This window comes from Pseudonocardia oceanicola, from assembly GCF_047200735.1.
GTDB lineage: Bacteria > Actinomycetota > Actinomycetes > Mycobacteriales > Pseudonocardiaceae > Pseudonocardia.
On sequence record NZ_JBJZON010000009.1, the window covers coordinates 18,429 to 41,749 of the forward strand.

Below are 23,321 nucleotides of genomic sequence, written 5' to 3' on the forward strand. Positions count from 1 at the left end.
CATGCCGCGCATGTTCCTCAACGGCACCGCCATGTCCGGCGGGGCCGACCACCACCTCGTCGGCGACGCGCCGCTCGTCGCCCGCACCCGGACCGCCCCGCGCTACCGATTCCACGCCGTCGACGGCCGGTACCCGGCCCTCGAGGAGGGCGGCGCCGCCGCGGTCGAGGGCGAGGTCTACGAGATGACGTACGCGCAGCTTCGCGAGGTGCTGCTGCCCGGCGAGCCCGAGGGTCTCGAGCTCGGCGTGGTCGAGCTGGCCGACGGCTCCGGGTCGCTCGCCATGGTCCTGCGGGCCGACCACCCCGCGCCGCGGACCGACATCTCGGAGCTGGCGAGCTGGCGGGCCTACCGGGAGGCGTCGTGAGGACCGTCTTCCGCGCACCCCGCGCCGTCGTCGAGGGGACGGAGCGGCCGGCCGCCGTGCTCGTGGCCGGCGACCGGATCGAAGCCGTCCTCGCGCTCGACACCCCGGTCGACGCGTCCGAGATCCGTCTTGCGGCCGACGAGGTGCTGGTCCCCGGCCTCGTCGACACGCACGTGCACGTCAACGAGCCCGGCCGCACCGAGTGGGAGGGGTTCGCCTCCGCGACCCGGGCGGCCGCGGCGGGCGGTGTCACGACGCTGGTCGACATGCCGCTCAACGCCCTGCCGCCCACCGTCGACGTCCCGGCGCTGGAGATCAAGCGCAAGGCGGCCGACCGACAGTGCGCCGTCGACGTCGGGTTCTGGGGCGGCGCGATCCCGGGGAACGAGCGCGAGCTGCGCGCGCTGCACGAGGCCGGCGTGTTCGGGGTGAAGTGCTTCCTGCTCGACAGCGGCGTCCCCGAGTTCCCGGCCCTGCCGGACCCGCGCGAGGCGCTGCGCGAGCTGGCCTCGTTCGACGGCCTGCTGCTCGCGCACGCCGAGGACGGCGCCCTGGTCGGCGAGGCCCACGGCCGTCGCTACCGGGACTTCCTGGCCTCCCGCCCGCGCGCCGCCGAGGACTCGGCGATCGCCGGGCTGGTCCGGATGGCCCGCGAGACGGGCGCGCGGGTGCACGTCGTGCACCTGTCGTCGGCCGACGCGCTGCCGCTGCTGGCCGAGGCCCGCGCGGACGGCGTCCGGATCACCGTCGAGACCTGCCCGCACTACCTCGCGCTGACCGCCGAGGAGGTGCCCGACGGGGACACCCGCTTCAAGTGCTGCCCACCGGTCCGCGAGGAGGCCAACCGGGACGCCCTCTGGCAGGGGCTGGCCGACGGGGTGATCGACATGGTCGTCAGCGACCACTCCCCCGCCACGCCGCAGCTCAAGGGCACCGGCGACTTCGGGTCGGCCTGGGGCGGCATCGCGTCGCTGCAGATCGGGCTGCCCGTGGTCTGGACCGAGGCGCGCCGGCGCGGCTGGTCGTTCGCCGACGTCGTCGCCCGGATGGCGACGGCCCCGGCCGACCTGGTCGGCCTGCGCCACAAGGGCCGCATCGCCCCGGGGGCCGCGGCCGACCTCGCGATCGTCGCCCCCGACGAGACCTTCGCGGTGGGCACGCTCGCCCACCGCCATCCCACCACCCCGTACGCCGGCCGCACGCTGCACGGCGTCGTCCGCGGCACCTGGCTGCGCGGCCGGCGGGTGGACCCCGACCGGCCCGCGGGCCGGCTGATCGGCAGAGGAGACGCCTGATGCACCCGGACCTCGCCCTGCGCACCCTGGGCGGCGCCGTGGTCTCGGCGACCGACGAGTCGTTCGCGGCCAAGGAGAACCTGATCGTCCCCGGCCCGCCGGTGTTCGACCCGACCACGTTCGGGCACCGCGGCAAGGTCTACGACGGCTGGGAGACCCGCCGGCGTCGCACGCCCGGGCACGACGAGGCCGTCGTCCGGCTCGGCGCGCCGGGGGTCGTCCGGCGGGTCGTGGTCGACACGACCTGGTTCACCGGCAACTACCCGCCGGAGGGCGCGGTGGACGGGTCCGCGGACGGGAGCACCTGGTTCGGGCTCGTGCCCCTCTCGCCGCTCAAGGGGGACTCGGAGAACGCATTCGACGTGCGGAGCGACAAGCGCGTCACGCACGTGCGGCTGCGGATCGTGCCCGACGGCGGCGTGGCCCGGCTGCGCGTGCACGGCGAGGCCCTGCCGGACCCGGCGTTGCTCGACGTGCTCGGCACCGTGGACCTGGCGGCGATCGAGAACGGCGGGCACGTCCGCGACGTGTCGAACCGCTTCTACAGCAGCCCGCACAACCTGCTGCTGCCCGGACCGGCGCGCTCCATGGGCGAGGGCTGGGAGACCGCGCGGCGCCGCGACGCCGGCAACGACTGGGTCGAGCTCGGCCTGGGGACCGAGGGCCGGATCGCCGTGGCCGAGATCGACACCTCGTACTTCCTGTACAACGCGCCCGGCTCGGCGGTCCTGCGCGGCCGGAGCGGGGAGGGAGCCTGGCAGGACCTGCTGGACACCCCGCTGCAGCCCGACACCCGGCACCGCTTCGTCCTCGCCGACCGCCCGGCGGTCAGCGAGGTACGCCTCGACATCCACCCGGACGGCGGCCTCTCCCGGGTACGCCTGTGGGGCAGCCCCACCGAGGCCGGCCGCGAGTCCCTCCGCACCCGCTGGGAGGCCGCCCAATGAACCGACCGCAGTATGGCTCCATAACGCCTCCAGACCGACCCTCGGCCCGCATTATGGTTCCATAACGCTTCCAGCACCCGCCTCCGAGCGCATTATGGTTCCATAACGCGACTCAGAGGCCCTCGAAATCGCATTATGGCTCCATAATGCGAACATCCCGGAGGAAATCTCGTGGCGTTTCGTCATGCCCTCAACTGTTCCATCGTGCTCACCGATCTGCCCCTGCTCGAACGGCCGCGTGCGGCCGCCGACGCCGGGTTCGATGCCGTCGAGTTCTGGTGGCCCTTCCCCACCGCCGCCCCGTCCGACACCGAGGTCGACCGCTTCGCCCGTGCGATCGAGGACGCGGGCGTCCAGCTGATCGGGCTCAACTTCGCAGCCGGTGACATGCGCGCCGGCGACCGCGGGCTCGTCTCCTGGCCCGGTCGGGAGCAGGAGTTCCGCGACTCGGTCGCCGTGGCCGTCGGGCTCGGCGAGCGGCTCGGCGCCGGGATCTTCAACGCCCTGTACGGCAACCGGATCGACGGGGCCACCGGGCAGGACGAGCTCGCCGCCGAGAACCTCGCGCACGCCGCGAAGGAGGCCGGGCGGATCGACGCGACCGTCGTCGTCGAGCCACTCAGCGGCACCGACCGCTACCCGATCCGCACCGCCGCGCAGGCCGTCGCGGTGCTCGGCCGGGTCGGCGCGCCCCACCTCGGCCTGCTCGCCGACCTCTACCACCTCGCGGTCAACGGCGAGGACCTCGACGCCGTGATCGCCCGCTACACCGACCGCATCGCCCACGTCCAGCTCGCCGACGCCCCGGGCCGACACGAACCCGGCACGGGCGGACTCGACTTCGACCACCTGCTCGATTCCCTGCGGACGGCCGGATACACCGGCCGCACCGCGCTCGAATACGTCCCCACGCGACCCGATTTCGCGTGGCTGAAGGAGTCCTCGTGACCACTCCCGAAAAGACCGATCCCACAGAGAGCACGCCCGGAAAGAGCACGATCGCCTTCATCGGCCTCGGCATCATGGGCGGCCCGATGGCCGCGCACCTCGTGCGGGCGGGCCACGACGTCATCGGGCACAACCTGTCCCGGCTCGCCGTCGACGTCCTGGTCGAGCGTGGCGGGCGCGCCGCCGCCGACACCGCCGACGCGGTCCGCGAGGCCGACGTCGTGATCACGATGGTCCCGGACAGCCCGGACGTCGAGGCCCTGGTCTTCGGCGAGGACGGCATCCTCGCCCACGCCAAGCCCGGCACCCTGCACATCGACTGCTCCACCATCCGCCCGGACGTCGCCCGCCGGATCGCCGACGCCGAGCGCGAGCGCGGCATCCGCCCGGTCGACGCCCCGGTCAGCGGGGGCGAGCCCGCTGCGGTGGAGGGCGCCCTGTCGATCATGGTCGGTGGGGAGGCCGACGACGTGGCGGCGGCGCGGCCGTTCCTCGACGTCGTCGGGAAGACCGTGGTCCACGTCGGCCCCTCCGGCGCGGGCCAGACCGTGAAGGCGGCCAACCAGTTGATCGTCGCCGGCAACATCCAACTCGTCGCCGAGGCGCTGGTGTTCCTGGAGGCGCACGGTGTGGACGCCGAGTCCGCGCTCGCGGTGCTCGGCGGCGGACTCGCCGGCAGCACGGTGCTCGACCGCAAGGGCGCCACGATGCGCGCCCGCACGTTCGCCCCCGGCTTCCGGATCGACCTGCACCACAAGGACCTCGGCATCGTCACCGCCTCGGCCCGGGAGGCCGGCGTCGCGATCCCGCTGGGCGCGCACGTCGCCCAGCTCGTCGGGTCGCTGCGGGCGCAGGGGCACGGCGGGCTCGACCACAGCGCGCTGCTGCTGCAGGTCGAGCAGCTGTCCGGACGGGGCCACGCAGACGGGAGGGCACGGTCATGACGAGGATGCGCGCCGTCGACGCCGCCGTCGCGATCCTGCGGGCGGAGGGCGTCACGCACCTCTTCGGCCTGCCCGGGGCCGCGATCAACCCGTTCTACGACGCCGTGCGCCAGGACGGGACGCTCACCCACGTCCTCGCCCGGCACGTCGAGGGCGCCTCGCACATGGCCGAGGGCTACACCCGCGCGAAGGCCGGCAACAGCGGCGTCTGCGTGGGGACCTCCGGTCCCGCCGGCACCGACATGATCACCGGCCTGTACTCGGCGATGGCCGACTCGATCCCGATCCTCGCGATCACCGGCCAGGCGCCGGTGGCGAAGCTGCACAAGGAGGACTTCCAGGCGGTCGACATCGCGGCGATCGCCGCGCCCGTCACCAAGCTGGCGATGACGGTCCGGGAGCCCGCCCAGGTGCCCGGCGCCCTCGCGCAGGCCTTCCACCTCATGCGGTCCGGCCGGCCGGGACCGGTGCTGCTGGACCTGCCGATCGACGTCCAGCAGGCGGAGATCGAGTTCGACCCGGACACCTACGCCCCGCTCCCGGTGCACCGGCCCGAGGCGACCCGCGCGCAGGCCGAGAAGGTCCTCGACCTGCTCGCGTCCGCCGAGCGGCCGGTGATCGTCGCCGGCGGCGGGATCGTCAACGCCGACGCCTGCGCCGAGCTCGTCGAGCTGGCCGAACGGTTGGACGTCCCCGTCATCCCCACGCTGATGGGCTGGGGTGCGATCCCGGACGACCACCCGCTGATGGCCGGCATGGCCGGGCTGCAGACCTCGCACCGCTACGGAAACGCGACCCTGCTCGCCTCCGACCTCGTGCTGGGCATCGGGAACCGGTGGGCGAACCGGCACACCGGCGGGCTGGAGGTCTACCGGCGCGGGCGGCGGTTCGTGCACGTCGACGTCGAGCCCACCCAGATCGGGCGGGTGTTCGCCCCGGACTACGGGGTCGTGTCCGACGCCGGCGCGTTCCTCCGCCGGATGCTCGAGGCCGCCCGCGAGCGGGCGCTGCCGAGCCGCACCGAGTGGGTGCGGGAGTGCGTCGAGCGCAAGGGGACCCTGCAGCGCCGCACCCACTTCGACGACGTCCCGATCAAGCCGCACCGGGTGTACGAGGAGATGAACAAGGCGTTCGGGCCGGACACCCGCTACGTCAGCACGATCGGGCTCAGCCAGATCGCGGGCGCGCAGTTCCTGCACGTCCAGCGGCCCCGGCACTGGATCAACTGCGGGCAGGCGGGGCCGCTGGGCTGGACCGTGCCGGCGGCGCTCGGGGTGCGGGTCGCGGACCCGGACGCCCCGGTGGTCGCGCTCTCGGGCGACTACGACTTCCAGTTCATGATCGAGGAGCTGGCGGTCGGCGCGCAGTTCAGCCTGCCGTACGTGCACGTGGTCGTGAACAACTCCTACCTCGGGCTGATCCGGCAGGCGCAGCGCGGGTTCGACATGGACTACTGCGTGCAGCTCGGCTTCGACAACATCCACTCGCCGGAGCTGGACAAGTACGGCGTCGACCACGTCAAGGTCGCCGAGGGCCTGGGCTGCAACGCCCTGCGCGTGACCGACCCGGCCGACCTGCCGGCCGCGTTCGCCCGGGCGCAGGAGCTGGCCCGGCTGCACCGCGTGCCGGTGGTGGTCGAGGTCGTGCTGGAGCGGGTCACCAACATCGCGATGGGGCAGGACATCGACGCCGTCGTGGAGTTCGAGGAGCTCGCCACGACCCGCGAGCACGCCCCGACGGCGACGATCCCGCTCCCGTGACCGGACACGTGCTGGTCGCGCCGGACAAGTTCAAGGGCTCGCTCACGGCGGCGGAGGCCGCGGCGCACCTGGCCGCCGGCCTCCGCGCGGCCGGGCGCGAGGCCCGCGAGCTGCCGGTGGCCGACGGCGGCGAGGGCACCCTCGAGGCCGCCCTCGCCGCCGGGTTCGGCCGGGTGCCGGTGACGGTGTGCGGACCGACCGGCAAGCCGGTGGAGTCCGCGGTCGCGGTGCGCGACGGCGTCGCGGTCGTCGAGCTGGCGGCGGCGTCGGGGCTCGCCCTGCTGCCGGACGGGCCGGACCCGCTGGGCGCGACCAGCCGCGGGACCGGCGAGCTCGTCGCCGCGGCGCTCGACGCGGGCGTCGACACGATCGTGCTCGGCGTCGGCGGCAGCGCGTGCACGGACGGCGGCGCGGGCCTGCTCGCCGCCCTCGGCGCCCGGATCCTCGACGCCACGGGCGACCCCGTCTCCGACGGCGGGGCCGCGCTCGCGCAGGCTGTGCGCCTGGACCTCACCGCGCTGGACCCCCGGCTGCGGAAGGTGGAGCTCGTGCTGGCCTGCGACGTCGACAACCCGCTCCTCGGCCCGGACGGCGCCGCCGCCGTCTACGGCCCGCAGAAGGGAGCGGGTCCGCGGGAGGTCGCCGCGCTGGAGGCGGGCCTCGCCCACTGGGTGCGGCTGGTCGGGAGCGCACCCGACGTCCCCGGCGCCGGGGCCGCGGGCGGCGTCGGCTTCGCCGCCCTGGGCGTGCTCGGTGCCCGGCGGCGTCCGGGCATCGAGGTCGTGCTGGAGCTGGTGGGGTTCGCGGAGCACCTGGCCGGCGCCGCACTCGTCGTCACCGGGGAGGGGGCGCTCGACGCGCAGACCTTGCACGGCAAGGCACCCGCCGGTGTCGCCGCGGCAGCGCGGGCGGCCGGCGTGCCGGTGATCGCCGTGTGTGGCCGGTGCGAGGTGTCGGCCGCCGAGCTCGCCGCCGCGGGGATCCGGGAGGCGCACGCCCTCGTCGACCTCGCCCCGGACAGGTGCCTCACCGAGGCGGGCGCGCTGCTGCGCCGGATCGGGGCCCGGCTCGGGTGAGATCGGGCCCGGACGGGGAACGCCCCGGACGGGAGGACTCGTGCAGAAGATCAACGACAAGCTCCACAGCTGGGCCTCGATCCTCGAGCCCGCCACGCTCGCGCAGGCCGAGCGGACGGCCGCGATGCCGTTCGTGCAGCCCTACCTGGCCCTGATGCCCGACGCCCATCTCGGCGCCGGCGCCACCGTCGGCTCGGTCATCCCGACCGTCGAGGCGCTCGTGCCCGCCGCGGTGGGCGTCGACATCGGCTGCGGGATGATCGCCGTCCGCACGCAGTTCACCCGCGATGACCTGGGCGGCCGGGCCCTCGGCGACCTGCGGCGATCGGTCGAGAAGCGGATCCCGCTCAGCGCGGGCCACCACCACCGCACGGTGGGCGACACGGCGGCGCCGCGGGTCGCCGCGCTGAGCGAGGAGGCCGGTGACCGGCTGTCCTTCTACGGGGACCTCACCCGGGTGGGCTGGGAGCTCCAGCTCGGCAGCCTCGGCAGCGGCAACCACGTCATCGAGCTGACGGCCGACGAGACCGGCACGCTCTGGCTGTTCCTGCACTCCGGTTCGCGCGGCATCGGCAACGCGATCGCGCGCCACCACATCCGCGTCGCGCAGGAGCGGTGCCGCGACCTGCGCCTGCCGGACCGGGACCTCGCGCACCTCACCGAGGGCACCCGCGAGTTCGACGAGTACGTCCGCGACCTGGAATGGGCACAGCACTTCGCGCTGGCCAATCGCGAGGAGATGAGGGGGCGATCCGGGCGGACGCGGGCCGCCCCGGCCTGATCCCCGGCTCGATGGGCACCGCAAGCTACGTCGTGACCGGCAGGGGCGACCCGGCGAGCTTCGCGAGCAGCCCGCACGGCGCCGGCCGCGCCTACGCCCGCCGGGCGGCCCGGCGGACGTTCACGCTCGAGGACATGGACAAGGCCATGGCCGGCATCGAGTACCGCCGCGACGCCGCGTTCCTCGACGAGATCCCCGCCGCGTACAAGGACATGGACGTGGTGATGGCCGACGCCGCCGACCTCGTCGAGGTCCGCCACACCCTGCGCCAGCTCGTGAACGTCAAGGGCGATCTCGTCGAGCGGCGCGGCGCGGACCAGCTCGCGGGCGCTGCGCTCGGCGCCGGCCAGCTCGGTGGGCGTGGCCAGCGCCAGACAGGCCTCGGCGTAGCAGGCCAGCGCCCGGTGGTGCAGCCGCCGCCGAGCCTGGCATCCCGGCGGACCGCGGTCAGCGGCTCCGGGATTCCCGCGGTGCCGCTCCGGGTACACCCGGATCGGTTGAGCGACCAGCCGCTGCACGAGGGCGACGCCGGTCCGTGCCCGCGTCGCCGGGACGACGGAGGGCGGAGGCGATGGCGCATCCCGCGGACACCGTGGACGCTGTAGACCCTGCGGACACCCGCACGACGGTCGACACCCCACTCGCGGCCCCGGACCACGCGGGGTCGCCGGGTGCCTCCGGCCCGCGCACCGTCGGTGTCGAGGAGGAGTTCCTGCTCGTCGACCCCGTGACCGGGCGGGCACGGGCGGTCGCGACCAGCCTCCTGAGGTCGGCGCCCGACGCCGGCGATCTCTGCGCCGAGCTGCAGCGCGAGCAGCTCGAGACCGGCACCAGCCCCTGCCGCGACCTCGCCCACCTCGCCGAGGAGATCCGTCGCACGCGCGCCGCCGCACAGTCGGCGGCCGAGGTGACCGGAGTCGCCGTGGCGCCGCTGGCCACCTATCCCCTCGACGTCGAGCCGACGCCCTCGCCGAACGAGCGGTCCCGGCGGATGGTCGAGCGGTTCGGCCTGATCGGCCGCGAGCAGCTGACCTGTGGTTGCCACGTGCACGTGGGCGTCGCGGACGACGTGGAGGCCGTCGCCGCGCTCGACCGGATCCGCCCGTGGCTGGCGCCGCTGCTGGCGCTGTCGGTGAACTCGCCCTTCTGGGCCGGCGCCGACACCGGCTACGCCGGCTACCGGGCGCAGGTGTGGCCGCGCTGGCCCTCCGCGGGCCCGTACGGAGCGTTCGGCTCGGCGGCCGGGTATCGGGCCCTCACCGACACCATGCTCGGCACCGGCACCCTCCTCGACGCCGGCATGCTCTACTTCGACGCCCGGGTGTCGACGCACCTCCCGACCGTCGAGATCCGCGTCGCGGACGTCTGCCGGGAGGCCGACGACGCCGTGCTGGTCGCCGCGCTCGTCCGGGCCCTGGTCGAGACCGCGGTCCGGGAGTGGCGGGCGGGTGTCGACGCCGATCCCGTGCGCACGGAGGTCCTCCGGCTCGCGTCCTGGCGTGCGGCGCGCACGGGCGTCTCCGCCGATCTCGTCGATCCGGCGACGTGGCGGCCCGCCCCGGCCCGGACGGTGCTCGACCGGCTCCTCGCCCACGTCCGGGACGCCCTCGCCGACGCGGGCGACCTGGAGGCGGTGTCCGGTCGCCTCGAGGCCGTCCTGCGCCGGGGCACGGGCGCCGAGCGGCAGCGGGCCGTGTTCCGCGCGACCGGCGACCTCAGGGCGGTGGTGCTCGACGCCCTGCCCGTGGGGCCGCGGGACGCCGCCGCCTACTGACGGCCCCGCCTGACCCACGGCCCCGCCTCACCCGAGGCGTTCCTCCAGGCGGTCGAGGTCCGGCTGCTCGCCGGGCACCCGCGGGCGGCCGGCCTCGGCCCGCAGCCGCCGGGCCAGTGCGACGAAGTGCCGGGCGCGCTCGTCGGTGCGGGCGGTGAGCGCCCGCCCCTCCACGACGTAGGCGACGGCCCGGGGGTCCCGCGTCGCTGCGGCCGCACGTTCGGCCTGGTCGAGCAGGGCGGCCGCTCGGGCCGACGTCGAGACCCGGGCCAGCGCGGCGGCCGTCATCGCGACCCCGGCGACCGAGCCCGCGTACCGGTACCAGCCCAGCGCCTGCCGGTGTCCGCGCTCCGCGGCCGCCCGGTGGCCGGCGCGGGCGTCGGCGAGCGCCAGCGTGTTGCCCGCCCAGGCCAGCAGGGACGGCGACGCCACCCGCCGGGCGAGCGCCGTCGCCTCGGCCAGCCGCTGCCGGCCGCCGGCGTGGTCGCCGCGCAGGTCGGTGACGCTGCCGAGGCGCACGGAGAGGTGGCACTGGGCGTGCGGCCAGCCGCCCTGCACGGCCAGCAGCAGCGCGTCGCCGTAGCGGCGCGCGGCGCGGCCGAGGTCGCCCGCCACCTCGTCGAGGTAGCCGAGCAGCTCCAGGGCGCGCATCCGGCCGGCCGCGTCGGGCAGCGACTCGAACACCGCGAGCGCGGCCGACGCCCGGGCCTGCGCCTCGTCCGCACGGCCGGCCGCGAGCCGCACGCGCGCGTGCACGAGGTCGTCGAGCGCGGTGCCCCACGGGTCGCCGACCGCCTCCACGGCCGGCCGCGCCGCGGCGAGCAGGGCCGTCGCCCGGTCGGGCTCGCCACGCTCGGCGTGCCGGTCGGCGAGCACCAGCAGGGCCAGCCCGTCGACCGAGCTCTCGATGCGGCCGCCGGCGGCGAGGTGCCCGTCGAGCAGGGTGCGCACGTCCGCGAGCGCCGCGGGCTCGTCCCGGTCGTGTGCGGCCAGCGCCGCCGCCCAGAGCCGCGCGGTCGTCGAGTCGGGACGGTCGCCGAGCAGGTCGAGCAGCAGCCGGCGGCCGCGCCCCCGGTCACCCGCGAGCCACCAGCCCCACGCACACCGCACGGCGAGATCCAGGGCGGCCTGGCGGTGCCCGTGCCGAGCGAGCCAGCGGATCATGTCCGGCGGCTGCAGCACGCCCGGTCCGGCCGCCTCCGGCCGGGCCGAGGACCGCTCGTCGGCCAGGATCCGGGCCTGCACGGCCCGCAGCTCCGGCGCGGGCTCGAGCCCGGCGGCCTCGGCCAGGACCCGGCGGGCGCGCGCGTAGCCGGCCAGCGCCTCCGCCCGGCGCCCGTCCCGGTCGAGCGCCTCCACCAGCACCGCCTGGGCGTGCTGGCGCAGCGGGTCCTCGGCGACCAGGGCGGTGGCGAGGTCGGCGGCGCCGCGGGCGTCGCCGGCCTCGAGGACCGCGCGGGCGTGCACCTCCCGGACCGCGACGAGCAGCTCCCGCAGCCGACCCGCGGCGGGCGTGACCGCGGCGCACGCGTCGGCGCCCTCGTACGGCTCGCCGCGGACGAGGGCGAGCCCCTCCTCCAGCGCGGCCGCGGCCTCCTTCGGAGCGCCTGCGGCCAGCCGGGCCCGCGCACGGTCGAGGGCCTCGCGCAGCAGGTCGTCGTCGCCCTCGTCCGGGCCGGTCCGCAGCAGGTAGTGCCCGCCCTCGCGGACGATCCGGTCCGGCCCGACCAACCGGCGCAGGTGCGAGATGCGAGCCTGCAGGGCGTTCGGGGTCCATCCGCCCTCCGCGCCCCAGCCCGCCTCGGCGAGCACCTCGACGGCCACCGTGCGGTTCCGTCGGGCGAGCAGGGCCGCCAGGATCGCCCGGTCCCGGGGGCCGGTGAGCGTCACCGCCCGCCCGTCCACGGCCCGGACGGCGGGCGGCCCGAGGACGAGGAAGCGCGGGGTCACCGGAGGGCCGCCGGGGCCGCGACCCCCATCGCGTTCGGGTAGGGCACCGCTCCGGTGTCGACGACGGCGGCGGCGAGCGGGGCGAGCGCGTCGAGCAGGTGCACGAGGGCGGCGTCGTCCAGCCCGGCGAACGCGGGTGCGGCGGCGTCGTCCGTGCAGTGCTCGATCACCACGCGCGCCTCGCGCCCGCGCGGGGTGACGGCGCCGTCCGCGTCGAGCCAGCCGCGCAGCCGCAGGGCCGCGCCGGCCGCGGTCCACTCCCCGGTCGTCCAGCCGCGGAACTCGCGCTGCTGGTCGACGAGCGACCCGAGCGCGGCCAGCAGCACGTTCGCCCCCGCGCCGTCGACGCCCGCCGCGACCAGCGCCGCCACGTGCCCGTCGCCCCGGTACTCGCGCAGCACGGTCGCAGCGTGCCACAGCCGGGCGAGATCGTCGGCCGGTTCGGGCACGGCCGCGTGGGCCGCCGCCAGCGCCCGCCCCCCGAACGACGGCGGCCGGGCGGCGGCGAGCAGCGCCAGCGCCGGGCCGGGGTCCCACCCGTCCGGCCGGAGCCGGGCGAGCGCGGCCGCGGCACCGGCCGTGCGGGCCTCGGTCACCGCCCCCGGCCGCGCGATCTCCCACACCGCGGGCACCGCGCGCTCGACCATCCGCGGGGCGAAGCCGTGGAAGAGCGCGGTGACCACCGCGGCCGGCACGGGGCCGAGCGCGGCCGCCCGCGCCGCGAAGTAGCGGCGCCAGAACCCGCGCAGGCCGAGCGCGGTGAGCCGGTCGGCCGGGTCCGGCGCGAAGTAGACGACGGCGTGCACCGCCTCGATCACCCGCCACAGCTCGCGCTCCCGCGCCGCCCGGTCCATGTGCCAGACGTAGATCGGGTGCGGCGCCCGCGGCAAGGGGTCGGGCCGGCCTGCGTCAGCCTGACGTCAGTGCGGCCGCCGACCGTCTGACGCCCGGCTGACGTGGTGGCCGGACGCCGTTGCCCGCGAGCGGTCGCGGGTCCTGACATGGGCGGGTCGGCCCCGCCCGAAGGGAGCTCCCGCCATGCCGGTCCTACCACCCGACGACCGCCCGGTCGCGCAGGTCGGGCTCCGGGTCACCACGGCGAGCTGGACGGACGTCGTCGCGGTCGTCGAGCTCTGCGGCCCGGAGGCCCTCGCCGCACGCTTCCTCGGGGCCGGCGCACCACCGCGGGCGGAGGTGCTGGGCAGGCTGGCGCGCACCCTCCACGAGGGCCGGACCCTCGTCGCGTCGGTGGGCCGTCCGGTGGGGCTCCTCGGGGTGCATCCGGACGGCGAGCAGCGGGCCGAGCTGTGCGCGCTCGTCGCGGACGCGTACCAGGCGCGCGGTGTCGGCACGGCGCTGCTCGCGGCCGAGCTGGGGTCATCCCGTCACCGGGACCGGACCCTGCACGCCCTGGTGGCGCACGGAAACCTCGCGGCCCACGGGCTCGTCCGCAGCGCCGCGCGGCGGGTGCCCGTGACGCGGCACCGGGCCACGGACGGCGTGGAGTACGTCCTGCACCCGCGGGGTCCGGCGTGACCCCGCCGCTCGGGTTCCTCGGCCTCGGGCTCATGGGGCTGCCGATGGCGGTGCGACTCGCCGAGGCCGGGCACGACCTCGTCGTCTGGAACCGGACGCCGGCCCGGGCCGAGCCGGCGGTGGCCGCGGGCGCGCGGCTCGCCGCGACCCCCGCCGAGGTGCTCGGGCAGGCCGACACGGTGCTGGTGATGCTGGCCGACGAGGCCGCCGTCGACGCAGTCCTGGGCCGGGACACACCCGCCTTCCCCCGGCTCGTCGCCGGGCGCACGATCGTCCACACCGGAACGGGGGCGGCGGCCTGGTCCGCCGGGCTGGAGGCCGATCTCCGGGCCGCCGGCGGCCGCTACGTCGAGGCGCCCGTGTCCGGCTCCCGCACCCCGGCCGAGGAGGGGACGCTGGTCGCGATGCTCGCCGGCGACCCCGCGGACGTCGCGCGGGTCCGGCCGGTGCTGGCCCCGCTCTGCGCGCGCACCGTGGTGTGCGGGCCCGTCCCCTCGGCGCTGCGCATGAAGTTCGTGGTGAACACCGTGCTGATCACGCTGGTCTCCGGGCTCGCGGAGGCGTGGCGGCTGGCCGCGGCGCACGGCCTGGACCCGCAGCTGTTCGCCGAGGTGCTCGACGCCGGCCCGATGGCGTCGGCGGTCTCCCGGACCAAGCTCGGCAAGCTGCTGGCCGGCGACTTCTCCGCCCAGGCCGCGATCGACGACGTCCTGAAGAACTGCCGCCTGGTACGGGACTCGGCGCGGGAGGCGGGAGCCGCCACCCCGTTGATGGACGCCTGCCTGCAGCTCTTCGCGACCGCCGCCGACCTCGGCCTCGGCGCCGAGGACATGATCGCGGTCGTCCGGGAGCAGGCGGAGGTGGAACCGCGCTGGTCGGGCCGGCCCGGCCGGCAGTAGGTCAGGCGCCGGCCCCGCGCAGGTCACGGAGGTCACGCCGCTCGAGCAGCCAGGTCACCCCGAACCCGGCGAGCAGGCCCCAGAAGGCGCCGCCGACGTTCAGCACGGTCACGTCGGCGACCGTCACCACGAAGGTCACGAGCGCCCCGAAGGTGCACCGCGATCCGAACGCGGTGACGAAGGCGGACTGCAGCACGCGCAGCATCGCGAGCCCGCCGAGGGTGGCCACGAACGCGGGCGGCGCGGCCAGCATCAGCCGGGTGAACAGGGGCGCGAAGAGGCCGAACACCAGGGCGAGCAGGCCGCAGCAGATGCCGGCGACGTAGTGCCGGTGCCGCTCTCCCGAGGCGGTGAGCAGCGCGTTGGTCGGCCCGGTGAGGCAGGTCGACACGGCCCCGACCCCCGCGGTGAGCAGCGACCACGCCCCGCAGGCGATCGTCGCGACGTTCACCGGCGGCTCGTGCCCGGCGCTCCGCAGCACCGCCACGCCCTGGCCGTTCTGCACCACCAGCACGGTGATCGCCAGCGGCAGGACGAGCTCGACCATCGCCTGCCACGACCACTGCGGCGCGACCAGGACCGGCGCGGCGAGCCAGCCCGTGCCGTCGCCGGTGGGACGGAAGCGGCCGGACAGCGCCACCGCCACGACGCCGACGACGAGCGCCGCGAGGATCGGCGGGACCTTCCGCCCGGCCGCGGACCACGCGCTGAGCAGCAGGAACACCGCGACCATGGGGGCCGCGACCAGGACGTCCGCCGCCACGGAGCGCACCAGCCCGGTCCCGAAGCTCAGGAAGACGCCCGCGACCATCCCCATCACGATCGGCATCGGCACGGCCGCCATCGCCCGCCGTACCCAGCCGGACAGCCCGAGCAGCAGCATCAGCAGCCCGGTCGCGAAGTAGGCGCCGACGACCTGCGGGAAGGTCAGGTGGCCCAGCGCCGGCCCGACGAGCACGGTGCCCGGGATCGTCCAGAAGAACGCGAGCGGCCGGCGGTAGAGCCAGCACGCGAGGACGGTGAGGATCCCGTTGAGGAAGAAGACCCCGAACAGCCAGGACGCCAGCTCGCGCTCGGTGAGGCCGCCCTGCACGCCGACCGCGAGGATGACCGCGACCGGTCCGGTCGCGGCGAAGATCAGCCCGACCAGTCCGTTGGCGACGTACTGCGGGCCGAGGTCGCGGACGAACCGCCGCGGGGTGGTCGCCGGCCCCGGTGGCCGCTCGAAGCGCGGCGGCGGGGACGGCGTCGCCGCGGCCGACGGGTCGCTGGACGGGCCTCGGACGTCGGGCGTGGCCACGGGTGCCTCCGTGCGGGTCGTACGGGTCGTGCTCCCCGGCGGGCCGGCGCCGTCCGGGACGACGGCGCCCAGCAGGAACGACCCGGCGAGGACCGGCTTCGGACCCATTCGGTCGGCGACCCGCGAGGCGAGCCCGCCCGCTCGCGCTCGGCGGGGGCCGCGTCGGTGGCGGGCACCGCGGCCGCGTCGTCGAGCACCACGCCCGTCCGCTCGGCCAGTGCGCGTGCCTCGGTGACCCGTCCGCGGGCGAGCAGCCACGCGGGCGCCTCGGGCATCTTCACCAGCGCGAGCGGCAGCAGCGTGACCAGCGGCAGCGCGCCGATCAGCGCGTAGCTGCCCAGCGCGCCGCCCAGGGCGGGTGTCACCTCGCCGATCTGGCTCGGGTCGCGCAGGAACTGCGGGAGCAGCGTGCCGTAGACGACGAGGTCGTCGCCGTCGAGGACGAGGCCGACGGTCGCGAGCGCGACGATCCAGCTGACGGTCCTGCGGCGGAGCACGTCCCGGGGGACGTCCCGCTTCTCCCCGACCGAAGTCGTCGTTGCCTCCCGGGGGAAGGGAATGGGCGTCGTGCGAGGACCTGCGGGACGCACGGGCGCGCGCCGCGCAGGGGTACTGCGGGACGTGCGGGGGCGTGCGGGACGTGCGGGGCGCCACCCGGGCGCGGACGCGGGCGCGCGGACGGTGACGTCGAGCGAAGGGCCGGGTCGGCGGAAGGGCCGGATCGCCGGGACGGGCCGGCGGCGCCGCCCGTGCCCGGCGCGAGGCGGGGCACGGGGGCGTGCCGCGCAGGGGTGACCTCGCGGGTCAGCTGTCGAGGTGGACGTCCGACGGGTGACCGGCGAGCGGCGTGACCGTCATCGTCATGTGGGGGAAGAGCGGCAACCCCCAGAGGATCTGGTGGAGCTGCTCGTTGGACTCGACCTCGAAGATCGAGAGGTTGGCGTACTCCCCCACGCAGCGCCAGATGTTGCGCCAGTGCCCGGACCGCTGCCACTCCTGCGAGTAGGCCTTCTCCCGGGCGAGGAGGTCGGCGCGCGCCGCCGGGTCCATGTCCGGCGGCAGCGCCACGTCCATGCGGACGGCGAAGAGCTCGCTCATTCGGCCGGGTCCAGGGCGAAGTCGTAGGTGACCTCGTTGCCGGTGCCCGATGCGGCCGGGGTCGGACGCAGGATCAGCTCCGGCTTCACGGCCTGGGCCACGTCGTCGTCGACCCACTCGCCGCCGTCGAAGTAGAGCTGGGTGGTGACCAGCTGCGTGCCCGGGGCCGACACCTTCAGGTGCAGGTGCGCCGGGCGCCACGGGTGCCAGCCGGCGGCGGCGATCAGCGTGCCGCAGGAGCCGTCGGTCGGGATCTGGTACGGCGCGGGCTGGATGGTGTGGAAGGCGAAGTGCCCGTCGGCACCGACGCGGATCTGCCCGCGCAGGTTCCACTCCGGGATGCCCGGGGCGAACTGCGAGTAGTAGCCCGCGTCGTCGGCGTGCCACAGCTCGACCAGCGCCCCGTCGATCGGCGCCCCGTCGAGGTCGGTCACCGTGCCCTGGAACAGCAGCGGGGTGCCCTTCTCGTCCTCGCGCATCGGCAGTGTGGCCTCGCTGGTGAACTCCGGCGCCCCGGGGATGTAGTACGGGCCCTCGATGGTGCCCACGGCACCCTTGCGGTCGGCGTTGGCGACCTCCTCGACCACGTGCTCGATCCACACGTCGAGGAACAGCGGCCACTCGCCGGTCTCGCCGACGTCGATCAGCCACGCCTTCAGCGCGTCGTACTCGGCGTAGGTGACCTCGTGCTTGCGGATCACCTCGTGCAGCGCCTGGATCGCGTCGGTCGCGATCGCCGACACCCGCTGGTGGTCGACCGGCCCGGCGGCGCGCTCCTTCTTGGCGAACGAGGCGGTGGCGTTGCGGCCCGAGCCCGCGGCGGTGGGGTTGATCGCCTGCCCGCTTTCGGTGGTGGTCATGTCCGTGTCTCCTGACGCGTCGGTGCGGTTCGGAAGGATGTGCGTCGGTTCAGCTGGTTCGATCGGTGCGGTAGTGCGCGAGCTTGTCGGGGTCGATCTCGATCCCGAGGCCCGGTCCCGGACGGACGGCCAGCTCCCCGCCGCGGATCTCCAGCGGCTCGGTGAGCAGGTCGTCGCACATGCCCAGGAAGTTCGAGAGCTCGCCGGCGCGCCGGGAGCTGTGCCGGTGCGCGGCACCGAAGGCGACGGTGCACGCGGTGCCGACCTGGCCGTCGACCTGGTTGCCCAGCACGACCTCCACGCCCATCCCCGCGCATTGGTGGAGGATGGCCTGCGAGGTGTGGAACCCGGTCCGGGCCGTCTTGATGCTGATCATCGTCGCGGAGCCGCCGAGCAGCTCGCGGGTGACCTCGCCGGGGGTCGTGGCGCTCTCGTCGGCCACGGTCGGGATCGTGGTCCGGGCGGTGAGCCAGCGGCGCCCCAGGACGTCGTCGGCCGGGCAGAGCTCCTCGGACAGGGTGAGGTCCAGGTCGTCCATGGCGCGCAGGGCGCGCGCGGCCTCCGCCGGCGTCCAGCCACGGTTGCCGTCGACGTAGAGCTCCGCCTCCGGCCCCAGCGCGGCGCGCAGCGCCCGGCAGGCGGCCACGTCGAGGGAGACCGGCCGGCGGCCCACCTTCACCTTGAACACGGTGACCCCGTAGGTGTCGCGCATCCGCTCGGCGTCGGCGACCATCGCCTCGTCCGAGGCGAACCCGACCATGTGCGAGACCCGCATCCGGTCGGTGTACCCGCCCAGCATCTGGGTCACCGGCAGATCCAGGGTCCTGCCCAGGGCGTCCCAGCAGGCCATGTCCAGCGCGGCCTTCGCCGCCGGGTTGCCCACGGTGCGCTCCAGCCGGGCGTGCATCACCTCGCGCTCCAGCAGCGACAGCCCCACCACCTCGGGCGCGAAGATCCGGTCGATCACCGCGACGATCGACTGCTGGGTCTCGCCGTAGGTGAACGGGCGCGGCGGCGCCTCCGCGACCCCGACCACACCGTCGTCGGTGTGCACGCGCACCAGCACGTGCTCGGCGGTGTGCACCTCGCCGGAGGCGAAACGCAGCGGCTTGCGGTACGGGATCGCGAAGGGGATCGCCTCGACGTGCGCGATCTTCATCGGGCCTCTCCGGGGTGGGCGGGGACGCGGTCGGTGCGCGGGCGGGCCGGGGCCTCGGGCGGCACGAAGCCGTTGGCCTCCAGGACCTCCACCAGCCGCGCGAGGGCGGGGTTCGCCTCGTCGGCCCGCCAGGCGAGCGCGAGGTCGACGTGGGGCGCTTCGGCCGTGCCGTCGGGGCCGGGTGTGCTCCGGTCGGCGACCGGGACGTACCGGACGCCGTCGACGCCGAGGGCGAGCGCGGACTCGGGCAACAGCGCCACACCGAGTCCGGCGGCCACGAGGGTGAGCATGACCGAGGTCTCGGCGACCTCGTGGGTGCGCCGCGGCAGGAACCCGGCGCCGAGGCAGGCCTGGGTCACGGCCGCGTCGACGACCGAGTCCCGGGCCCCGTAGACGACGAAGTCCTCGTCGTGCAGCTCGTGCAGGCCGACCGGCTCCTCGCCGGCCAGCCGGTGCCCGGCCGGCACCGCGAGCGTCAGCCGCTCGCGGGCGACGGGCCGGGACACCAGCCCGGGGCGGCGCAGCGGCGGGCGCAGCACGGCCAGGTCGATGCGGTCCTCCGCGAGGGCCTCCTCCTGCGCCGGCGTGAGCAGGTCGGGGACGTAGCGGAGGATCAGTCCGGGCAGCTCGCGGGCGGCGATCCGGGCCAGCTGCGGCAGCTGCTTGTAGGCCGCGAGGCCGGTGCAGCCGACGCGCAGCAGGCCGCTGTGCCCGTCGCCGATGCGCTGGACGCGCTCCCGGGCCGCCTCGACCGAGTCGAGGATGCGCAGGGCGTCCCGCAGGAAGGCCTCGCCGGCGGGGGTGAGGTCGACGCGGCGGGTGGTGCGGTGGAACAGCGTGGCGCCGACGTGGGCCTCGAGTTGGCGGATCGCCTGCGAGAGCGGCGACTGCGCCATGTGCAGGCGTTCGGCGGCCCGGCCGAAGTGCCGGGTCTCCGCGACCGTGGCGAAGTAGCGCAGCTGGCGGATCTCCATGCCGCTCTCCCTCCGTCGGGTCACTCGACCGGGCTGTCCGGTGCCTCCACGGTAGGACCGCCGTCCTGCACACACAAAGACCTAGTGCAGCTTCATTGAGACATCTGGCGTCCGAAAAAGTGCTGGGTCAGAACTAGGCAGAGTGCTGACGCGAAGCCCCGCGGTCCGGCGCGAGAGTCGGATGCGACACCGAACTCGACTCACCGCCGACTCGACCGGGAGGCCCACCCATGACCGCCACCGCCGACGTGTCCCGTTCCCGGGTGCGCACGGTCGTCGACAGCAGCGTCGTCGAAGACCCCGCCGCCGGGGTCTACCGCGCCAACCGCCGCATCTTCACCGACGAGGAGATCTTCGAGCTGGAGCTGCGGCACATCTTCGAGGGCAACTGGGTCTACCTGGCCCACGAGAGCCAGGTCCCGGACCCCGGCGACTACTTCACCACCTCCGTCGGCCGCCAGCCCGTGGTCATCACCCGCGGCAAGGACGGCGAGCTGCACTGCCTGATCAACGCGTGCGCGCACCGCGGCGCGATGCTGTGCCGGCGCAAGACCGACAACCGGATGACCCTGACCTGCCCGTTCCACGGCTGGACCTTCCGCAACGACGGCACGCTCCTCAAGGTCAAGGACCCCGACGGCGCCGGCTACCCGGACACGTTCGACGTCGACGGCTCGCACGACCTCACCCGCGTCGCCCGCTTCGACTCCTACCGCGGCTTCCTGTTCGGCAGCCTCAACGCGGACGTCGTGCCGCTCGACGAGCACCTCGGCGACACCGTCACGGTGATCGACATGCTCGTCGACCAGTCCCCCGAGGGCCTCGAGGTGCTGCGCGGCAGCTCCACGTACACCTTCGACGGCAACTGGAAGGTCCAGGCGGAGAACGGCGCCGACGGCTACCACGTCTCGGCCACCCATTGGAACTACGCCGCCACCACCTCCCGGCGCGGCACCGGCGAGTCGACGAACTCCACCAAGGCGCTCGACGCCGGCGGCTGGGGCAAGTCCGGCGGCGGCTACTGGTCCTACCCGAACGGCCACCTGTGCCTGTGGACCTGGGCGGCGAACCCGCAGGACCGCCCGCTGTGGGACCGGATGGACGAGCTCAAGGAGCAGTTCGGCGAGGCCAAGGGCGAGTTCATGGTCAAGGGCAGCCGCAACCTGTGCCTCTACCCGAACGTCTACCTGATGGACCAGTTCTCCACCCAGATCCGGCACTTCCGGCCGATCGCGCCGGACAAGACCGAGGTCACGATCTACTGCATCGCGCCCGAGGGCGAGAGCGCCGAGGCCCGTGCGCACCGGATCCGCCAGTACGAGGACTTCTTCAACGCCTCCGGCATGGCCACCCCCGACGACCTGGAGGAGTTCCGCTCCTGCCAGCTCACCTTCCGCGCCACCGCGGCCCCGTGGAACGACATGAGCCGCGGCGCGGAGCACTGGCTCACCGGCCCGGACGAGGTCGCGACGTCCCTCGGCATGGACGGCGTGATCTCCGCCGGGATGCGCAACGAGGACGAGGGCCTCTACCCCGTCCAGCACGGCTATTGGCGGCGGACCATGCTCGCCGCCCTCGAGAAGGAGCAGGCCGAGCACGACTCCGCCATCGCGAGCGAGAAGGGCTGACCGCCGATGACCACCACGGAGCAGCGCCGCACCGACACCGAGCGGACCGGCGACAAGCTGATCACCCAGAACATGATCGAGCAGTTCCTCTACCGCGAGGCGCGGTACCTCGACGACCGCGAGTTCGAGAAGTGGCTCGAGTGCTACGCCGACGACGTCGTCTACTGGATGCCCTCCTGGGGCGACGACGACCGGCTCACCGAGGACCCCCAGCGCGACATCTCGCTCGTCTACTACGACAACAAGGGCGGTCTGGAGGACCGGGTCTTCCGGATCCGCACCGAGCGCTCCAGCGCCACCTCGCTGCCCGAGCCGCGGACCAGCCACAACATCAGCAACGTCGAGGTCATCGAGCGTCGCGGCGACCTGGTGGACGTGCGCTTCAACTGGCACACCATGTACTTCCGCTACAAGACGGTCGACCCGTACTACGGCACGTCGTTCTCCACGATCGACTTCTCCGGCGCGCTGTCGAATTCCGGGGGCCCGCTGATCCGCCGCAAGACCGTGGTGCTCAAGAACGACTACATCCACCACGTGGTCGACGTCTACCACTTCTGAGGAGGGGCACCATGAGCGCTCCCGCCGCGTCGACCACACCGTCGACCACACCGTCGACCACCCCGCCGACCCGCCCGGCGGCCCCGGCGTCGGCGAGCCACCGGGTCGCCCTCACCTTCGAGGACGGCGTCACCCGCTTCATCACCTGCGCCGAGGACCAGACCGTCGCCGACGCGTCGTACCGGTCCCGGATCAACATCCCGATGGACTGCCGCGACGGCGTGTGCGGCACCTGCAAGGCCTTCTGCGAATCCGGCGAGTTCGACGGCGGCAGCTACCTCGACGACGCGCTCGCTCCCGACGAGGAGGCGCAGGGCTACGTCCTGACCTGCCAGATGAGGCCGCGCTCGGAACTGGTACTGCAGATCGCGAGCACCTCGGCGGTCGCGAAGACCAGCGCCGCGACCTACCGCGGCACGGTCACCGGGCTCGAGCGGCTCTCGCCGACCACGGTCGCGCTGACCATCGAGATCACGGAGCGGGAGAAGCTCGCCTTCCTGCCCGGGCAGTACGTCAACATCGCGGTGCCGGGCGCGGAGGAGTCGCGCTCCTACTCCTTCAGCAACGCCCCCGCCGACGACGCGCTGACCTTCCTGGTCAAGCTCACCCCGGGCGGGGTCATGTCCACCTGGCTGACCGAGCGGGCCCGGGTCGGTGACGACGTCTCCTTCACCGGCCCGCACGGCAGCTTCTTCCTGCGCCAGTCCGTCCCCGGCGGCGACTCGGCCGATCCGCTGCTGCTGCTCGCCGGTGGGACCGGGCTCGCGCCCATCCTGTCGATCCTGCGCACCCTCGACGCGCTCGGCAGCACCCGCCCGGTGCACCTGATCTACGGGGCGACGACCGACGCGGACGTGGTCGAGCTGGCGACGATCGAGCGGCTGGCCGTCTCGATCCCCAACCTGACCTGGGACTCCTGCGTCGCGGACGAGAACACCGCGGCACGGAACCAGGGTTACGTCACCTCGCTGATCGAGCCCGAGCACCTGCACGCGGGCGCCACGGCCGTGTACCTCTGCGGGCCGCCGGCGATGGTCGACGCGGTGCGGAGCCACTTCGCCGACCGCGGCATCCGGCCCGCCGGGTTCTACTACGAGAAGTTCGCGCTCGCGGCGTCCGCCGGGGACGTCGATGAGCGGGTTCCGGAGGCTGCCGCCGACCACCGGGCCACGGACACCGGGAGCACGACGACGGCGGAGGGCACCGAGCAGACCACCGAGCAGACCACCGTGCGGCCCGCGGTCCCGGTCACCCCGGCCGGGGACGGCGACGGGCTGGTCGTGCTCGGCGGCGAGGGCCGCGCCGTCGACGGGCAGGAACTCGCCCCGGCGGTCGAGCTCGAGCCGCTCGGCACCGGCCAGGGGGCGTCCGCCGACACCGCGCGGGTCGTCTGCGGGCAGGAGCTGTTCCGCACCGAGCTGCCCCCGGCGAGCCGCACCCCCTCGCCCCGGACGACGCCCTGAT

At 75.0% G+C, this 23,321-nt stretch carries 20 protein-coding genes and 1 pseudogene; 14 read left to right on the top strand and 7 right to left on the bottom strand.

Annotated features, from left to right (window positions below):
* Window position 1: 1 nt before the first annotated feature.
* From ACL02T_RS14955 to ACL02T_RS14995, 9 genes and pseudogenes are all read left to right on the top strand, one after another.
* Complete coding sequence (locus ACL02T_RS14955; RefSeq protein WP_412831316.1) at window positions 2-367, top strand: allophanate hydrolase-related protein; 366 nt, start codon at window positions 2-4, stop codon at window positions 365-367.
* Window positions 364-1,662: an allantoinase AllB gene (gene allB / locus ACL02T_RS14960; protein ID WP_412831317.1), complete on the top strand. Its 1,299-nt coding sequence runs from the start codon at window positions 364-366 to the stop codon at window positions 1,660-1,662. Before ACL02T_RS14955 ends, allB begins: the two co-directional genes overlap by 4 nt.
* Complete coding sequence (alc, locus tag ACL02T_RS14965; protein ID WP_412831318.1) at window positions 1,662-2,609, top strand: allantoicase; 948 nt, start codon at window positions 1,662-1,664, stop codon at window positions 2,607-2,609. The genes allB and alc overlap by 1 nt, the downstream gene beginning before the upstream one ends.
* Window positions 2,610-2,780: 171 nt before the next feature.
* Entirely contained in the window at window positions 2,781-3,557 is a 777-nt protein-coding gene (locus tag ACL02T_RS14970; protein WP_412831319.1) for a hydroxypyruvate isomerase family protein, read from the top strand.
* Window positions 3,554-4,501: a 2-hydroxy-3-oxopropionate reductase gene (locus tag ACL02T_RS14975; RefSeq protein WP_412831320.1), complete on the top strand. Its 948-nt coding sequence runs from the start codon at window positions 3,554-3,556 to the stop codon at window positions 4,499-4,501. Before ACL02T_RS14970 ends, ACL02T_RS14975 begins: the two co-directional genes overlap by 4 nt.
* Window positions 4,498-6,261 (top strand): glyoxylate carboligase, encoded by a 1,764-nt coding sequence (gene gcl / locus ACL02T_RS14980; RefSeq protein ID WP_412831321.1) that lies wholly within the window; start codon window positions 4,498-4,500, stop codon window positions 6,259-6,261. The genes ACL02T_RS14975 and gcl overlap by 4 nt, the downstream gene beginning before the upstream one ends.
* On the top strand, window positions 6,258-7,337 hold the full coding sequence (locus ACL02T_RS14985) for a glycerate kinase (RefSeq protein WP_412831322.1): 1,080 nt from the start codon (window positions 6,258-6,260) through the stop codon (window positions 7,335-7,337). Before gcl ends, ACL02T_RS14985 begins: the two co-directional genes overlap by 4 nt.
* 154 nt (window positions 7,338-7,491) lie before the next feature.
* Window positions 7,492-8,723, top strand: a pseudogene (locus ACL02T_RS14990) (RtcB family protein).
* Window positions 8,690-9,892 carry a carboxylate-amine ligase gene (locus ACL02T_RS14995; protein WP_412831323.1) on the top strand — a complete coding sequence of 401 codons (1,203 nt, stop codon included), beginning with the start codon at window positions 8,690-8,692 and terminating at the stop codon, window positions 9,890-9,892. Before ACL02T_RS14990 ends, ACL02T_RS14995 begins: the two are co-directional and overlap by 34 nt.
* Window positions 9,893-9,919: 27 nt before the next feature.
* On the opposite strand, the gene ACL02T_RS15000 is transcribed toward ACL02T_RS14995, so the two are convergent.
* Window positions 9,920-11,842, bottom strand: coding sequence for an AfsR/SARP family transcriptional regulator (locus ACL02T_RS15000; RefSeq protein ID WP_412831324.1), 1,923 nt, complete (start codon window positions 11,840-11,842; stop codon window positions 9,920-9,922).
* Window positions 11,839-12,696, bottom strand: coding sequence for an SCO6745 family protein (locus ACL02T_RS15005; RefSeq protein WP_412831325.1), 858 nt, complete (start codon window positions 12,694-12,696; stop codon window positions 11,839-11,841). The genes ACL02T_RS15000 and ACL02T_RS15005 overlap by 4 nt, the downstream gene beginning before the upstream one ends.
* Window positions 12,697-12,880: 184 nt before the next feature.
* Between ACL02T_RS15005 and ACL02T_RS15010 the strand changes: the two genes are divergently transcribed.
* Window positions 12,881-13,378, top strand: coding sequence for a GNAT family N-acetyltransferase (locus ACL02T_RS15010; protein ID WP_412831326.1), 498 nt, complete (start codon window positions 12,881-12,883; stop codon window positions 13,376-13,378).
* Window positions 13,375-14,277 carry an NAD(P)-dependent oxidoreductase gene (locus ACL02T_RS15015; protein WP_412831327.1) on the top strand — a complete coding sequence of 301 codons (903 nt, stop codon included), beginning with the start codon at window positions 13,375-13,377 and terminating at the stop codon, window positions 14,275-14,277. The genes ACL02T_RS15010 and ACL02T_RS15015 overlap by 4 nt, the downstream gene beginning before the upstream one ends.
* 1 nt (window position 14,278) lies before the next feature.
* Here the strand turns inward: ACL02T_RS15015 and ACL02T_RS15020 are convergent, their stop codons facing one another.
* From ACL02T_RS15020 to ACL02T_RS15040, 5 genes are all read right to left on the bottom strand, one after another.
* Window positions 14,279-15,577 carry a benzoate/H(+) symporter BenE family transporter gene (locus ACL02T_RS15020; protein WP_412831328.1) on the bottom strand — a complete coding sequence of 433 codons (1,299 nt, stop codon included), beginning with the start codon at window positions 15,575-15,577 and terminating at the stop codon, window positions 14,279-14,281.
* An 804-nt stretch (window positions 15,578-16,381) separates the two neighbouring features.
* Window positions 16,382-16,675, bottom strand: coding sequence for a muconolactone Delta-isomerase (catC, locus tag ACL02T_RS15025; protein WP_412831329.1), 294 nt, complete (start codon window positions 16,673-16,675; stop codon window positions 16,382-16,384).
* On the bottom strand, window positions 16,672-17,535 hold the full coding sequence (catA, locus tag ACL02T_RS15030; RefSeq protein WP_412831330.1) for a catechol 1,2-dioxygenase: 864 nt from the start codon (window positions 17,533-17,535) through the stop codon (window positions 16,672-16,674). The genes catC and catA overlap by 4 nt, the downstream gene beginning before the upstream one ends.
* A gap of 49 nt (window positions 17,536-17,584) precedes the next feature.
* The gene (locus ACL02T_RS15035) at window positions 17,585-18,694 is read right to left on the bottom strand and encodes a mandelate racemase/muconate lactonizing enzyme family protein (protein WP_412831331.1); all 1,110 of its coding nucleotides are present in this window, start codon (window positions 18,692-18,694) and stop codon (window positions 17,585-17,587) included.
* Window positions 18,691-19,668, bottom strand: coding sequence for a LysR substrate-binding domain-containing protein (locus ACL02T_RS15040; RefSeq protein ID WP_412831332.1), 978 nt, complete (start codon window positions 19,666-19,668; stop codon window positions 18,691-18,693). The genes ACL02T_RS15035 and ACL02T_RS15040 overlap by 4 nt, the downstream gene beginning before the upstream one ends.
* A gap of 230 nt (window positions 19,669-19,898) precedes the next feature.
* Between ACL02T_RS15040 and benA the strand changes: the two genes are divergently transcribed.
* From benA to benC, 3 genes are read left to right on the top strand one after another with little or no spacing between them, the layout of a single operon-like run.
* Entirely contained in the window at window positions 19,899-21,296 is a 1,398-nt protein-coding gene (gene benA, locus ACL02T_RS15045) for a benzoate 1,2-dioxygenase large subunit (RefSeq protein WP_412831333.1), read from the top strand.
* 6 nt (window positions 21,297-21,302) lie between these two features.
* Complete coding sequence (gene benB, locus ACL02T_RS15050; RefSeq protein WP_412831334.1) at window positions 21,303-21,857, top strand: benzoate 1,2-dioxygenase small subunit; 555 nt, start codon at window positions 21,303-21,305, stop codon at window positions 21,855-21,857.
* Window positions 21,858-21,868: 11 nt separating this feature from the next.
* A complete protein-coding gene (benC, locus tag ACL02T_RS15055) occupies window positions 21,869-23,320 on the top strand; it encodes a benzoate 1,2-dioxygenase electron transfer component BenC (RefSeq protein WP_412831335.1) in 1,452 nt (483 codons plus the stop codon).
* Window position 23,321 lies beyond the last annotated feature (1 nt).